Source organism: Enterococcus sp. DIV0774, assembly GCF_050539095.1.
In the GTDB taxonomy this organism is placed as follows: domain Bacteria; phylum Bacillota; class Bacilli; order Lactobacillales; family Enterococcaceae; genus Enterococcus; species Enterococcus faecalis.
In genome coordinates this window covers 1378041-1390988 of record NZ_CP172923.1, presented here as the reverse complement: position 1 = coordinate 1390988, position 12948 = coordinate 1378041, and the positions used below count along the sequence as shown (strand labels likewise).

16 protein-coding genes are annotated in these 12948 nt (G+C 37.2%); 12 read left to right on the top strand and 4 right to left on the bottom strand.

What is annotated here, in order from left to right:
- Window positions 1-11: 11 nt before the first annotated feature.
- The gene (locus IGL86_RS06800) at window positions 12-767 is read right to left on the bottom strand and encodes a MerR family transcriptional regulator (RefSeq protein WP_161633948.1); all 756 of its coding nucleotides are present in this window, start codon (window positions 765-767) and stop codon (window positions 12-14) included.
- 117 nt (window positions 768-884) lie between these two features.
- Complete coding sequence (locus tag IGL86_RS06795; RefSeq protein WP_002357432.1) at window positions 885-1439, bottom strand: NADPH-dependent FMN reductase; 555 nt, start codon at window positions 1437-1439, stop codon at window positions 885-887.
- Between the two features lie 141 nt (window positions 1440-1580).
- Between IGL86_RS06795 and IGL86_RS06790 the strand changes: the two genes are divergently transcribed.
- The 9 genes from IGL86_RS06790 to IGL86_RS06750 all read left to right on the top strand — a co-directional run bounded on the left by IGL86_RS06790 (window position 1581) and on the right by IGL86_RS06750 (window position 9161).
- Entirely contained in the window at window positions 1581-2384 is an 804-nt protein-coding gene (locus IGL86_RS06790; protein ID WP_010707536.1) for a GNAT family N-acetyltransferase, read from the top strand.
- Window positions 2385-2530: 146 nt separating this feature from the next.
- Entirely contained in the window at window positions 2531-2806 is a 276-nt protein-coding gene (gene rpsP, locus IGL86_RS06785) for a 30S ribosomal protein S16 (protein ID WP_002357434.1), read from the top strand.
- A gap of 11 nt (window positions 2807-2817) precedes the next feature.
- Window positions 2818-3063, top strand: coding sequence for a KH domain-containing protein (locus IGL86_RS06780; protein ID WP_002357435.1), 246 nt, complete (start codon window positions 2818-2820; stop codon window positions 3061-3063).
- 120 nt (window positions 3064-3183) lie between these two features.
- Window positions 3184-3750, top strand: coding sequence for a hypothetical protein (locus IGL86_RS06775; RefSeq protein WP_002357436.1), 567 nt, complete (start codon window positions 3184-3186; stop codon window positions 3748-3750).
- 214 nt (window positions 3751-3964) lie between these two features.
- Window positions 3965-4906, top strand: coding sequence for a ribonuclease Z (rnz, locus tag IGL86_RS06770; RefSeq protein WP_002360200.1), 942 nt, complete (start codon window positions 3965-3967; stop codon window positions 4904-4906).
- Entirely contained in the window at window positions 4907-5695 is a 789-nt protein-coding gene (locus tag IGL86_RS06765) for an SDR family NAD(P)-dependent oxidoreductase (protein ID WP_010823712.1), read from the top strand.
- A gap of 16 nt (window positions 5696-5711) precedes the next feature.
- Window positions 5712-6179: a LapA family protein gene (locus IGL86_RS06760; protein WP_010707540.1), complete on the top strand. Its 468-nt coding sequence runs from the start codon at window positions 5712-5714 to the stop codon at window positions 6177-6179.
- A gap of 154 nt (window positions 6180-6333) precedes the next feature.
- Window positions 6334-8646: a single-stranded-DNA-specific exonuclease RecJ gene (gene recJ, locus IGL86_RS06755; protein ID WP_010707541.1), complete on the top strand. Its 2313-nt coding sequence runs from the start codon at window positions 6334-6336 to the stop codon at window positions 8644-8646.
- Between the two features lie 2 nt (window positions 8647-8648).
- Window positions 8649-9161, top strand: a complete 513-nt coding sequence (locus IGL86_RS06750) for an adenine phosphoribosyltransferase (RefSeq protein WP_002357441.1) — start codon at window positions 8649-8651, stop codon at window positions 9159-9161.
- A gap of 106 nt (window positions 9162-9267) precedes the next feature.
- Here IGL86_RS06750 and IGL86_RS06745 read toward each other — a convergent pair whose 3' ends face one another.
- Together IGL86_RS06745 and trhA are read right to left on the bottom strand one after the other, a co-directional pair.
- Window positions 9268-9465 carry a hypothetical protein gene (locus IGL86_RS06745; protein ID WP_002360203.1) on the bottom strand — a complete coding sequence of 66 codons (198 nt, stop codon included), beginning with the start codon at window positions 9463-9465 and terminating at the stop codon, window positions 9268-9270.
- A gap of 193 nt (window positions 9466-9658) precedes the next feature.
- The gene (gene trhA / locus IGL86_RS06740; protein ID WP_002357443.1) at window positions 9659-10312 is read right to left on the bottom strand and encodes a PAQR family membrane homeostasis protein TrhA; all 654 of its coding nucleotides are present in this window, start codon (window positions 10310-10312) and stop codon (window positions 9659-9661) included.
- Window positions 10313-10443: 131 nt separating this feature from the next.
- On the opposite strand from trhA, the gene IGL86_RS06735 reads away from it, so the two are divergent.
- The 3 genes from IGL86_RS06735 (at window position 10444) to IGL86_RS06725 (ending at window position 12935) form a co-directional block, all read left to right on the top strand.
- Window positions 10444-11286 (top strand): DegV family protein, encoded by an 843-nt coding sequence (locus IGL86_RS06735; protein ID WP_002357444.1) that lies wholly within the window; start codon window positions 10444-10446, stop codon window positions 11284-11286.
- Window positions 11287-11389: 103 nt separating this feature from the next.
- The gene (locus IGL86_RS06730; RefSeq protein ID WP_002365717.1) at window positions 11390-12289 is read left to right on the top strand and encodes an SGNH/GDSL hydrolase family protein; all 900 of its coding nucleotides are present in this window, start codon (window positions 11390-11392) and stop codon (window positions 12287-12289) included.
- Window positions 12282-12935 (top strand): YpmS family protein, encoded by a 654-nt coding sequence (locus tag IGL86_RS06725; protein WP_002377303.1) that lies wholly within the window; start codon window positions 12282-12284, stop codon window positions 12933-12935. Before IGL86_RS06730 ends, IGL86_RS06725 begins: the two co-directional genes overlap by 8 nt.
- Window positions 12936-12948: the final 13 nt, after the last annotated feature.

The window sequence follows — 12948 nt, the reverse complement described above, 5'->3', positions numbered from 1 at the left end:
GCACTTTCTGTTTAAGCGTAGTTTTGGATAATTGCGTTTAACGCTTCGGCAAAACCAGCGCCGTGTTGTTCATAATATGACGTAAATCGTTCATCGCCAACATACATAAGGCCTAACCCTTTGTGTGCTTCTGGCGAATAGCTTGACCAAGAGTACATTAACCAATCTTTGTGTAATTGGAAAATTTCTTGCGCAAGTTGACTAGTCAACTTGGGTGATTTTTGATACATGGCTAACTTAGAAAATAAATCTTTTTCCACGTTCTGCATTGCTTGCATGTCTTTTTCCGTCAAGTTTAAATATTTTTTGTTGGCTTGTTCAATCGTTTCGTTGCCATATTTTTCCCGAATCTCTTTACCATATTTTTCTTCGTTTTCTTGAACTCGTTGTTGTTTGAATGCTTCGAATTTTTGCTGATCTGACATGTTTATCTCTCCTTTGTAATGGTGTAAGGTTTGTTGAACAGAGGCTAAAAGACAATCAATTTCATTGCGCTTTTCCAATAGTTTTTGTTGATGCTCGTATAAAGCCTGTTCAACATTAAAGTCAGGTTGCTCCAAAATTTCTTTAATTTCATCTAGTTTCAGATCCAATTCACGGTAAAAAAGAATTTGTTGCAAACGATTCACCTCGGCTTGCCCGTAAATTCGATAACCAGAAGAATTAATTCTGGCTGGTTGAAGAAGACCAATTTCATCATAATATCGTAACGTCCGTGCACTGACGCCAGATAGTGAAGCCATTTTTTTAATTGTATATTCCATCATTCATTCCTCCTGACAAAATCTATCATAAACCTTTACGTAACGAGAGGGTCAAGTAAAAAAATAAAAAAAGTGAGACAACCTGTAAAAAGTTGCCTCACTTTTTCTCGATTGATTCAATTAGGCAGTTAAGCGATTAAAGAAATCCACGTAAGCATCTACAATTGATTGTAAGAAGCCAACAGTGCCATCAATAATTTTACCATCTTCACCAATTAAGTTCGTAATACCGCCAATATAGGCTTCAGGTTGTTGTAAAGTTGGAACATTTAAGAAGACTAATGATTGTCTTAAATGATGGTTCGCACCAAATCCGCTAATTGCACCTGGTGAAACACTCACCACAAGTCCTGGTTTTTTATCCCAAACGCTTTCGCCATACGGACGTGAACCGACATCCAATGCATTTTTTAAAACAGCTGGTACTGAACGGTTATATTCTGGTGTTACAAACATCACACCATCTACTTGTTTGACTTCTTCACGGAATGTTGTCCAAGCTTCGGTGGGGGTTCCTTCATCATCCAAATCTTGATTGTATAATTCTAAATCACCAATGTTAATAAAAACAGGTTCGAAATCAGCTGGAAATAAGTCCGCCATTGTTTTTGCTACCAATTTGTTAAATGAATCTTTTCTTAAACTCCCTACAAAAATACCAATTTTTTTTGTCATGTAAATCCCTCCATTTTTCTTTTACTTACTTTATGATAGTACTTTTTCGAAAAAAGCGCAAACGTTTTATCCTTGTACATTGTTGAACTTCGTAACTTCACGTATAATAGCTAGTAAAAGGATGATTAAAGGAGCAACTGCTTGAATAAAAAAATAAATTGGCGCCGACAGTTAACACCGTTGGAGAAACAAACATTGACTGAATTAAGAAACAAGGAAATGATTAAACAAGGAACTTTTTATAAATTGGAACAAACATTTCCTGAGGAATCAGCTTATACTTATTATGGTTTATACAGGAAGGAACAAACCATTCAAGCATATATCGTAGGGTATTGTTTTGATGGGGAAACCTTGGAAGCGACGATTGTTGCGCCAAATGTAGGGCCATTTTTTGAAGAACTTGTTCAAGAACTCGAAAAGCAAGCAGCTTTGTGGGGAATGAAAGAAGTCTTTCTCGTGATGGACGACAAGCAATCTGTTGGCCTGAATTATTTTAATAGACAAGGAATTATGCCAGCTTTTTCAGAACAGTATCTGGTTTTTCAAGGAAAAACTTACTCACAGGAGTTGGCGAAGCTGACACTTCTCCGACCGCAAGTGGCTGATTTGGATTCCTTGGCTAGGTTACTCGAAGGTACGCCTTTGCCGGAGGACCTTCAACGAACACTTATTTATAAAGAAAACAATCAACTTTTAGCCACGCTACGTTTGGATCATTTTGAAAACGAATGGGGGATTTATGGCTTTGTTGTGACAAAAACGCAACGAGGTCGCGGTCTTGGCCGTCAAGTGTTACAGTCTGCGCTCCGAATGATTTTAGAAAAGTCAGCCTCAGCGACTATTTTTTTAGAAGTTGAAACAGAAAATCAAGCAGCGCTTCATCTCTATCAAACAGAAGGCTTTCAAGTGAGAAACCAGTACAACTATTATCAAATTTTGTAAAAATTCTTCATTATTTCGTTTGTTTTCCTGCAAATTGGCTAAAAAAATTGAAAAAAAGTAAAGGTGTCAAGAAAAAACTCTTTACAGGTTGTTGTTAATCTGTTAAACTAACTCTTGTGATTAAGTTAATGGAGGTGTATTTAATAATGGCAGTTAAAATTCGTTTAAAACGTATGGGTTCTAAAAAGAGTCCTTTTTACCGTATTGTAGTAGCTGATTCTCGTTCTCCTCGTGATGGACGTTTCATCGAAACTGTAGGTACTTACAACCCTTTGAAAGACCCTGCAGAAGTAGTTTTAAAAGAAGATTTAGTTTTAGATTGGTTATCTAAAGGTGCGCAACCTTCTGATACAGTTCGTAACATCCTTTCAAAAGAAGGCGTTATGAAAAAACATCATGAAGCTAAAAACGTTAAGAAATAAGGTGATTGAATATGGCAGATGTGAAAGAGTTAATTTTAACTATTGTCCGTCCGTTAGTCAGTCAACCTGAAGCAGTCTCATTAGAAATTGAGGAATCAACTGATTTCCTCGAGTATAATTTGACTGTGGCCAAAGAAGATATTGGACGTATCATTGGTAAACAAGGGCGTGTTGCAAAAGCAATTCGGACAATTGTTTATAGTGTACGTATCGATGGTCCGAAAAAGGTCCGTTTAAATATTCTTGATGGTAAATAAGCATTAACAAGGAGGTAGCCTAGCTATCTTCTTTTTTTATACATAACCAAAAAGTTTTCATTGCTAGAGACAGGCCTTTCTTGCTAAAATAGATGTATCCAGAATAAAGGAGCGATTTGTATGGCAAAACGAATTATCATTATGAACTTTGATATTGAAAGTAAATCGTACCAAGCATTTTCCGAAATAAAAAAGATGCAGGCAGAAAGACAGCTTAAAGGTGAGCAAATGGCGGTTGTTACGCATGTTAATGATGGCCAGCATCAATTTAAAATCAATGATTTTATCGATTTTACAGGCAACAATCATACATCAAAAGATAGCATGATTGGAATGCTAGTAGGCATATTAGGTGGTCCTCTGGGCATTCTTTTTGGCTGGTTTGCTGGAAGTATGTATGGTGCAAGCAAAGACGCCAAAGAAATTCAAGAAGCACAAACGGTTTTTGAACATGTGATTCAAAAGATTGATGAAGGACAAACGGGATTGTTATTAATTGCAGAAGAAGAAGACAACCGTCCACTCAACCAGTTGGTTATGTTTGACTTAGGTGGCGAAATCACGCGGCTTGATTTAGAGGAAGTCCAACAAGAAATTAACGATGCGAACGAAGTTGCAAATGAAGCGAAACAATCGTGGCAAGCAAAAAAAGAACAACATAAAGAAGCGACATCGAAAGAAGAATAAGGATCAAAGACTGTTTTCTGAATAAAGGGAAACAGTCTTTTAAAATACTAAGAAATCACGGTTTTTTATGGTAGTTTGCTAATTTTTTGTTATTTTATCGTAAAATACGGTAAAATAAGAAGAAAACTTTGAGAAAATAGATAAATTATTATTTGCTAAAGGAGCAAACTTCTTCTAAAATAAAAAGGAAGTTTAAAAGAAAGTATGGTAGCAGATGGAAATACAATTTTTAGGAACAGGCGCTGGTGTGCCAGCAAAACATCGCAATGTCACAGGAATTGCGTTGAAATTATTAGATGAACGAAATGCAGTTTGGCTCTTCGATTGTGGGGAAGGGACTCAATTGCAAATTTTAAAAAGTAGTATTCGCCCAAGAAAAATTGAAAAGATTTTTATTACACATTTACATGGCGATCATATTTTTGGTTTACCTGGTTTGTTAAGTAGTCGTTCTTTTCAGGGCGGGACAGAACCTTTAGAAATCTATGGACCAGTTGGGATTGCTGACTTTGTCAAGACTTCTTTACGGGTCTCGCAATCGCGGTTGTCCTATCCACTGAAATTTATTGAATTAACGAAAGAGAATGACGTTATTTTTAAAGATAAACAATTCACTGTTCGCTGTAATATCTTGGACCATGGCATCACGAGCTTTGGCTATCGAATTGAGGAAGCAGCGCATGAAGGAGAATTACAAGTAGAGAAACTTCAAGCTTTAGGGATTCCTTCTGGGCCGTTGTATGGCAAACTCAAACGTGGTGAAACGATTGTTTTTGATGGACAGGAAATTAATGGACAAGCGTTTGTGGGAGAGCGTAAACCTGGACGAATCGTGACGATTTTAGGAGACACTCGCAAAACTAAAAATAGTGTAACCTTAGCACGACGAGCGGATGTTTTAGTCCATGAAAGTACGTTTAATAAACACGAAGCAAAAATGGCAAAAGCCTACTTCCACTCAACCAGTCAACAAGCAGCTGAAGTTGCAAAAGAAGCGCAAGTAAAACAACTTATCTTAACGCATATTAGTGCTCGTTATTTAACCAAAGAGGCCTATCAGCTTCAAGAAGAAGCCCAAGAAATTTTCCCCAATACAAAAATCGTGAAAGATATGGATATCATTGAGATTCCATTTGCCAATGAAGGAGGAGCTTAGATGGATTTAACAAATAAAGTCGTTGTCGTAACTGGAGGTTCAGCTGGTTTAGGTGAACAAATTTGTTATGAAGCAGCTAAACAAGGAGCGGTCGTCGTTGTCTGCGCCCGCAGAATTAATTTGATTGGTAAAGTTCGCGAGCAGTGTGCCACTTTAAGCGGACGAGAAGCATTTTCTTATCAATTAGATATTGCCGATCCAGAAAGTGTTGAACGTGTGGTTGAAGCTATTTCAGCAGAAGTTGGTCCTATAGATGTTTTAGTCAACAATGCTGGTTTTGGCTTGTTTGAAAATTTTGTTGAAATTGACTTGGCTGTTGCACGCCAAATGTTTGATGTCAACGTTCTAGGAATGATGACGTTTACTCAAAAAGTAGCTATTAAAATGATTGAAGCTGGGCAAGGACATATTATCAACGTTGCTTCAATGGCTGGGAAGATGGCTACAGCTAAATCAACCGTTTATTCTGCAACGAAATTTGCTGTGTTAGGTTTTTCAAATGCTTTACGTTTAGAATTGAAACCGTTGGGTGTAGCAGTAACGACTGTCAATCCAGGACCAATCCAAACAGAATTCTTTGATAAAGCGGACCCGACAGGCACTTATCTAGCTGCGGTGGATAAAATTGTTTTGGACCCTACGAAATTAGCGAAAGAAGTGGTTGGGAGTATGGGGACTTCTCGACGTGAGATTAATCGTCCGTTTGTCATGGAAGCAGCTGCCCGCTTTTATACATTGTTTCCACATTTAGGAGATTTCATAGCGGGAAATATTTTAAATAAAAAATAAAGGAGTCGATCAAGTCATGAAAAATCAATGGCGTGTTATTTTGGGCCTTGTGTTGGTCTTAATTGTTGTTATTTTTGCTGTTTTAAATAATCAAGCTGTTCCAGTAAACTTTGGTTTTACTAAAATTAGTGGACCGTTAATCTTAATTATTTTAGGTTCTGCAATTATTGGCGCACTAGTTGGATTACTAACCTCCACAACCACCATTTGGAACCAACGTAAGGAATTAAAAGCTGTACAAAAAGAGTTGGATATTTATAAAAATGATATGGATAAATTAGTCAAAGAAGAAACGGAAAAAGTTCAACGTTCTTTTGATAATCAATTGGCTGATTTGCAAGCCAAACAAGCGGCAGCACCACAAGTCTCAGAACCAGTGGTCAACGAACAAACATCAAACACAGAAGTAGACGCAACGCCTGTGTCAGGTAGTCGTATTGATCGTTATGTGAAACCTCGTGTGAATGAAGAGGAACAAAAATAAGGAAGAGACTTTATCGCTAAGTTTCTTTTAAAATAAAACTGTGATATCTGCTATTTATCTAACAGATATCACAGTTTTTTTCTCAGATTTAAAAAAATGCTTTCTTTAGTTTTTGGAAAAATTTTGCTATAATTACTTGGTTAGGAGTGACGTCGTGAAAAAATCAAACTATCAATGGCAGTTACAGACAAAGACAGAATTACCTGTAGAATTTATAGAACAATTAAAAAAAGAAGAAATTAATCCATTAATTGGCCAACTTTTATGGCACCGCAATATCCGGACAGAAGAAGCATTACGTAAGTTTCTACATCCGACTATCGAAGATATTTATGATCCGTTCTTAATGCATGATATGGAGAAAGCGGTAGCCCGTATCCAGCAAGCCGTCGAAGCGGGTGAACAAATCCTTGTCTATGGGGATTATGATGCAGATGGCATCACTAGTACCACGGTTATGAAAGAAGCAATCGAATTAGTCGGTGGCATGGTTCAGTACTTTCTACCGAATCGTTTTGTTCATGGATATGGACCTAATAAAGACGTATTTGCTGAACAAATTGAACAAGGAGTCCAATTAATTGTAACCGTTGATAATGGTGTAGCCGGACATGAAGCAATTAGCTACGCTATGGCTCAAGGGGTAGATGTAATCGTTACTGACCATCATGAATTGCCTGAACAATTACCAGAAGCCTTTGCGATTGTCCACCCTAGACATCCGCAAGGTGACTATCCTTTTGGAGATTTAGCTGGTGTTGGTGTGGCTTTCAAAGTCGCTACTGCGTTACTTGGTGAATTGCCAATTGAGTTATTAGATTTGGTAGCAATTGGGACAATTGCTGACTTGGTTTCATTAACCGATGAAAATAGAACGTTTGTCAAAATGGGCCTTCAAATGATTCAAACTGGTGATCGAATTGGTTTAGACGTTTTATTACAAGAAGCGGGTGTGAAAAAGGAAGCTGTTTCAGAAGAATCAATTGGCTTTACCATTGGACCTCGTTTAAACGCATTAGGTCGATTAGGGGAAGCCGCACCAGGTGTTGAATTGATGACTACATTTGATGAAGAACAAGCGCTGGAAATCGCTAAATATATCGATCAACAAAACAATGAACGAAAAGACATTGTAACGACGATTGCCAAAGAAGCGCTGGATTTAATCGACCCGAATGCGCCGGTCCATATTTTAGCGAAACAAGGCTGGCATGAAGGCGTCTTAGGGATTGTCGCGGGCCGCATTATGCAAGAAACGGGGAAACCAACCATTATTTTAGCAATAGATGAATCTGGTACGACCGCTAAAGGCTCTGGACGTAGCATTAGCGCATTGAATCTCTATGAGGCGTTGAACGAAGTGCGTGAGCAATTCACTCATTTTGGTGGGCATCATATGGCAGCGGGAATGACTTTACCTGTTGAAAATATTCCTTTTGTTCAAGAACATTTGGCACACTTTATTGAAAAAAATCAAATTGATATGGCTAATGGACAAGAGTTACTTATTAGTGAGAGCTTAGCGGTTTCGCAGGCAACGACTGCTTTTATTGATCAATTGCGTATTTTGGCGCCTTTTGGGACCGATAATACTGTGCCAACTTTTGTATTTAAGGAAATCACGCCTACGCAAATTCGGCAAATTGGTGCAGATAATACACATCTGAAATTTCAAATGAATCAAGAAGGGGCACAATTGGATGCAATTGCTTTTCAAATGGGGCCTCAAGCGGATGAACTAGCACAAGGAACCGCCGATGTGGCAGGCCAACTTTCCATCAATGAATGGAATGGTCGTAAGAAACCACAATTAATGGTGACTGATTTTGCTGTATCTGGAAGACAATTATTTGATTTTCGTGGCAAAAATAATCAAACGAAACCAATTCCTTCAGAAGCAACAGCTTATCTTTTGTTTGATGAAAAAAATCAAAAATTCATTTCAGATCCAACCGCTAATATTATTGTTTGGTCAAACCAAGAAGAATTGGTGGAAGCTGTTTCTCAAAATCAAATCGAACAACTGGTTTTTGTCGACTGTCCTGTGGAATCAATCACGGTTAAAGAAATTGTTGAAGCAACTGAGATACAACGTATATACATGATGTTTATTTCACCAGAAGAAGCTTATTTAAACGGTATGGCTTCACGTGAACAATTTGCAACATTGTATAAATTTATTTTGCAGCAAAAAGAAGTAAATCTACGTTCTCAGCTATCGAAGGTGGCAAATTACTTAAATATCCAAGAAAAATTATTAATTTTCATGATACAGGTGTTTTTTGACTTAGGATTTGTTACAATAGAAAGCGGTGTTTTAAACAGTATTGAGAAACCCGACAATCGACCATTGACTGAAAGTCAAGTGTACCAACAACGATTGAAAAAAATAAAAACAGAAGAATTTCTACTTTACAGTGATTGTCAAACAATACAACAATGGCTGTGGAATGAGGAGGACAAATAAAAATGGATTTAAGAGATTACATTGCAAGCATTCCAGATTATCCTGAGAAAGGGATCGTGTTCCGTGACATTTCTCCATTAATGGCTAATGGGGATGCCTATCGTGAAGCAACGAAACAAATCGTGGATTACGCGAAAGAAAAAAGAATTGATATGGTTGTAGGACCGGAAGCTCGTGGCTTTATTGTCGGCTGTCCAGTGGCTTATGAATTAGGGGTTGGCTTTGCTCCGGTTCGCAAAAAAGGAAAACTTCCTCGTGAAACCATCGAAGTGACTTATGACTTAGAATATGGTTCAGATACATTAACGTTGCACAAAGATGCCATCACACCAGGTCAACGTGTTTTGATTTGTGATGACTTGCTAGCAACTGGTGGTACAATTAAAGCAACCATCGAATTAGTCGAACAATTAGGTGGTATTGTGGTTGGTTGTGCGTTCCTAATTGAATTAATGGATTTACATGGCCGCGATAAAATTGATGGCTACGATATTGTTACCTTAATGGAATACTAATCTAATTTAATTAGAAAGAGCGAAGGAATTTAATCCTTCGCTCTTTCTTTGACATATTTATAAAAACGGAGCATAGCTTGGGGGGAACACACCGTTTTATTATTTATTAAGGGAACTTACGATAAACGTATCTTGCTTGCTGTTGTTTACGTGTACGTGTATAACGCTTCTCATCCCATGACATAAACCAAAGAATAAATAACGGCGTCACGATCATAAAAGCAAGACGTAATCCTAATGTTCCCAAAAAAATACCTATAACCAATACAAAAAATAAAAATCCAACACGACGAATTGCTTCCATGTGTATCACCTCTTCATTTGATTCGAACGAGTGTTCGTATTGTTATTATACGAATGTATGTTCGTTTTGTAAAGTCTTTTCTACTAATTTATGTTAAAATAATTCGAAAAGAAGAATAATCCTTTATAATAAAGAGATTTAGGGCAATAAAAGAACACGATGCTTTGAGCATCGTGTTCTTATTGTGCTGTGATTACGTATAAAAGAGAACAGAAAAATACATGAGAATCGCTGCAAGCATGACGAACAAGTGCCAAACCACATGCATAAACCGCACATTTTTCAATGAATAGAAGGCGGCACCTAATGTGTAAGACACACCCCCTGCGACCAATAACGCTGTTCCTGTAAATCCAAGAGATTCATATAACGGACGAGCAGCGATGATACAGAGCCAACCTAAAACAATATAAATAATCGTTGAAATGTTTTTCACTGTTTCTTGTTTATGCAACGTGAGGGATTTATAGACAATACCGACAATGGCGATTAACCAGACTAAACTGAACAAGGTCCAACCTAACCAACCGCCAATACTAATTAAGCAAAACGGCGTATAGCTGCCAGCAATCAATAAGAAAATAGAACTATGATCGAAGACCTGAAAGACCTTTTTGGCTCTAGTAAAAATTAAACTATGAAATAACGTTGAAGATAAAAAAAGTAGAATCAACATGGAGCCATAAATAGCATAAGATACCACGTGAATTGGTGAGCCTAAACGAGCCCCTTTAACAAGTAAAATGACTAAACCAGCAATACTTAAACCTGCGCCTATGCCATGTGTAACTGCATTCAAGACTTCGTTCACGATTAGGTATTTTTTTGAGAAATGCGTTTTTTCCAATAAATTCACTTCCTTTATTTTAATTTGATGAAAAATTCGGCAGTGTCTGTTATACTATAACTAGATAATTAACCGTTTAATGGTATTCTACCATGAAAACAGGTTCCTTTTAAAGAAAGAGTGATAAATTTATGACAAACGTTAAAATCGTAACGGATTCTTCATGTACGATGGAAAAAAGTCTTAGAGATGAATTAAATATCCATATGATGCCTTTATCAATTATGGTTGATGGCGTTGTTTATCCAGATGATGATCATTTGCCAGGCGAAAAATTTATGGACATGATGGCTAATGCGAAGGCCTTACCCAAAACGAGTCAACCACCAATTGGTGAATTTGTAGAATTATATGATCGCTTAGGTGAAGATGGCAGTGAAGTAATTTCGATTCACATGACAAAAGGCTTAAGTGGAACGGTTGAAGCGGCCCGTCAAGCTAGCAACTTATCATCAAGTAAAGTAACGGTGATTGATAGCGATTTTACAGACCAAGGTTTGTCTTTCCAAGTCATTCAAGCAGCAAAATTGGCACAAGCGGGAGCGGGTGTTCCAGAAATTTTAGCTGAAATTGAACGCGTCAAACAAAATACCAAATTATACATTGGCATTTCAACATTGGATAATTTGGTTAAAGGTGGACGAATCAGCCGTACAACAGGATTATTATCAAACATTTTTAATATGAAAGTTGTCATGGACTTTGAAAATACGGAATTGATTCCTGTAGCGAAAGGCCGAGGCGTTAAAACGTTTAATAAATGGTTTGACGAATTGAAATCAGAATTAAGTAAGATTCCAAATGTTCGACAAATTGGCATTTCTCATGCGGATGGGCTAGAACTAGCAAATGGATTCAAAGAAGGATTACAAGCAATCTTTAAAGACATGGATATTCCCGTATTACATACGAATCCAGTCATTGCAACACATACAGGAAAAAATGCCTTTGCTATTATGTACTATACAGACTAAGAAATAACGAGGTTGGGTCTCGCTCTTAAATGAGTAGACGCAACCTCTTTCTAACAAGAAAAGGAAAATTTCTTGTTGGTTTATTTAAAAGGAAGTGACGAAGATGAAAAAACAAACACAGCATATTTTGCTGACCGTCTTAACACCTATCCTCATTGCGCTAGGTGTTTTTACATTGTTAAGTGTGGCCATCCCCAAAGCAAAGCCACTATTAAAGCAAGAGAAAGTGGCCACAACTGCTCAAAAAAATCAAAAAGAAGTCATTCATTATACAGCTATCGGTGATTCTTTAACTGAAGGAATTGGCGATTTGACGAATAGTGGAGGTTTTGTTCCTATTGTGGCAGATGATTTAAAAGAACACTACAACTTGAACGGTGTTCAAACAGACAATTTTGGGAAAAATGGGGATCGTAGTGATCAAATTTTAAAACGAATCAAAGAGAAACCTGAAATTCAAAAGGGCCTTGCCTCTGCGGACGTGATTACGCTAACGGTTGGTGGAAATGACTTAATGAAAGTAATTAGTAGTAATATTTTCGACTTGAAAGTCAGCTCGTTCAATCGTCCACAAAAAGCCTATCAACGCCGAGTAAGACGACTACTTGAAGAAATCCGAGAGTACAACGAGAAGGCCCCTATTTATGTCTTAGGAATTTACAATCCCTTCTACTTAAACTTTTCCGAAATTACAGAAATGCAAGAAATCGTTGATAACTGGAATCAAGCAACCGAAGAAATGGTTCAAGAGCAAAAACGAGCCTATTTCATTCCTATCAATGATTTACTCTATAAAGGTCGTGGCGATGAAGTTGGCGTAACTGGTGGTGACTCAGAAACTACAGGAAGTAGTGCTAGCAAAGAGGATTTAAACAATTTGTTATATGAAGAAGATCGCTTCCATCCGAATAATCTTGGCTACCAAATTATGGCCGGAGCTGTCCGGGATGAAATGGTCAAGACAGAAAAAGAATGGATAACCAAATCAGAAGGTAGTGAATAAAATGAATGAAGAAAAGCCAAAAACAAGTAAATCAATTAAAAAGACACAACCAACCAATCCTAAACGAAATCCCTGGAAAATCGCTTTTCTTGTTCTAGTGGGTTTAGTCATTGGTAGTGTAGCTTTCGTGACATTTCGAGCAACACAAGTTCGCGAACCAGATTTAAAGAAAATACCAGCAATTGTTGAAAAAGAAGGCGAGCCAGTCGTCACCATTCAGTCAAAAAAACAACAGGTGAACAAACTGATTGACTTTTATTTAGCCGACTTTCAAAAAGGTTCGGAGATCAAATATAAATTTTATTTAGAAAATGATGCTTTATTAAATGGAACATTTCAGGTGTTAGGGCATGACATTCCTTTTTACTTATATTTTGATCCTTACGTGATGGCGAATGGTAATGTACAATTAAAAGCAAAAAGTTTATCTATAGGAACGTTAGGCTTGCCAATTAAAGAAGTATTGAAATTTGCTAAACGTTCTTACAAACTACCTAAATGGGTTGAAATCAATCCAGATGATCAAACTGTTTTATTACGTTTAGATCAGTTTAGAATGCAAAATGGTCTATTTGTTCGAGCAGAAAAGATTAATTTAGTTGACGATGACATTCGGATGAATATATACTTGCCAAAAGAGAAATAAAAAAGGAGTGTTA

What these genes read in the sequence shown, in the direction of transcription:
- IGL86_RS06750 (WP_002357441.1), top strand. Translation starts at nt 8,649, where the DNA reads ATGGATTTAAGAGATTACATTGCAAGCATTCCAGATTATCCTGAGAAA.
- IGL86_RS06800 (WP_161633948.1), bottom strand. Translation starts at nt 767, where the DNA reads ATGATGGAATATACAATTAAAAAAATGGCTTCACTATCTGGCGTCAGT.
- IGL86_RS06795 (WP_002357432.1), bottom strand. Translation starts at nt 1,439, where the DNA reads ATGACAAAAAAAATTGGTATTTTTGTAGGGAGTTTAAGAAAAGATTCA.
- rpsP (WP_002357434.1), top strand. Translation starts at nt 2,531, where the DNA reads ATGGCAGTTAAAATTCGTTTAAAACGTATGGGTTCTAAAAAGAGTCCT.
- IGL86_RS06775 (WP_002357436.1), top strand. Translation starts at nt 3,184, where the DNA reads ATGGCAAAACGAATTATCATTATGAACTTTGATATTGAAAGTAAATCG.
- IGL86_RS06730 (WP_002365717.1), top strand. Translation starts at nt 11,390, where the DNA reads ATGAAAAAACAAACACAGCATATTTTGCTGACCGTCTTAACACCTATC.
- IGL86_RS06780 (WP_002357435.1), top strand. Translation starts at nt 2,818, where the DNA reads ATGGCAGATGTGAAAGAGTTAATTTTAACTATTGTCCGTCCGTTAGTC.
- IGL86_RS06765 (WP_010823712.1), top strand. Translation starts at nt 4,907, where the DNA reads ATGGATTTAACAAATAAAGTCGTTGTCGTAACTGGAGGTTCAGCTGGT.
- rnz (WP_002360200.1), top strand. Translation starts at nt 3,965, where the DNA reads ATGGAAATACAATTTTTAGGAACAGGCGCTGGTGTGCCAGCAAAACAT.
- IGL86_RS06760 (WP_010707540.1), top strand. Translation starts at nt 5,712, where the DNA reads ATGAAAAATCAATGGCGTGTTATTTTGGGCCTTGTGTTGGTCTTAATT.
- IGL86_RS06745 (WP_002360203.1), bottom strand. Translation starts at nt 9,465, where the DNA reads ATGGAAGCAATTCGTCGTGTTGGATTTTTATTTTTTGTATTGGTTATA.
- IGL86_RS06735 (WP_002357444.1), top strand. Translation starts at nt 10,444, where the DNA reads ATGACAAACGTTAAAATCGTAACGGATTCTTCATGTACGATGGAAAAA.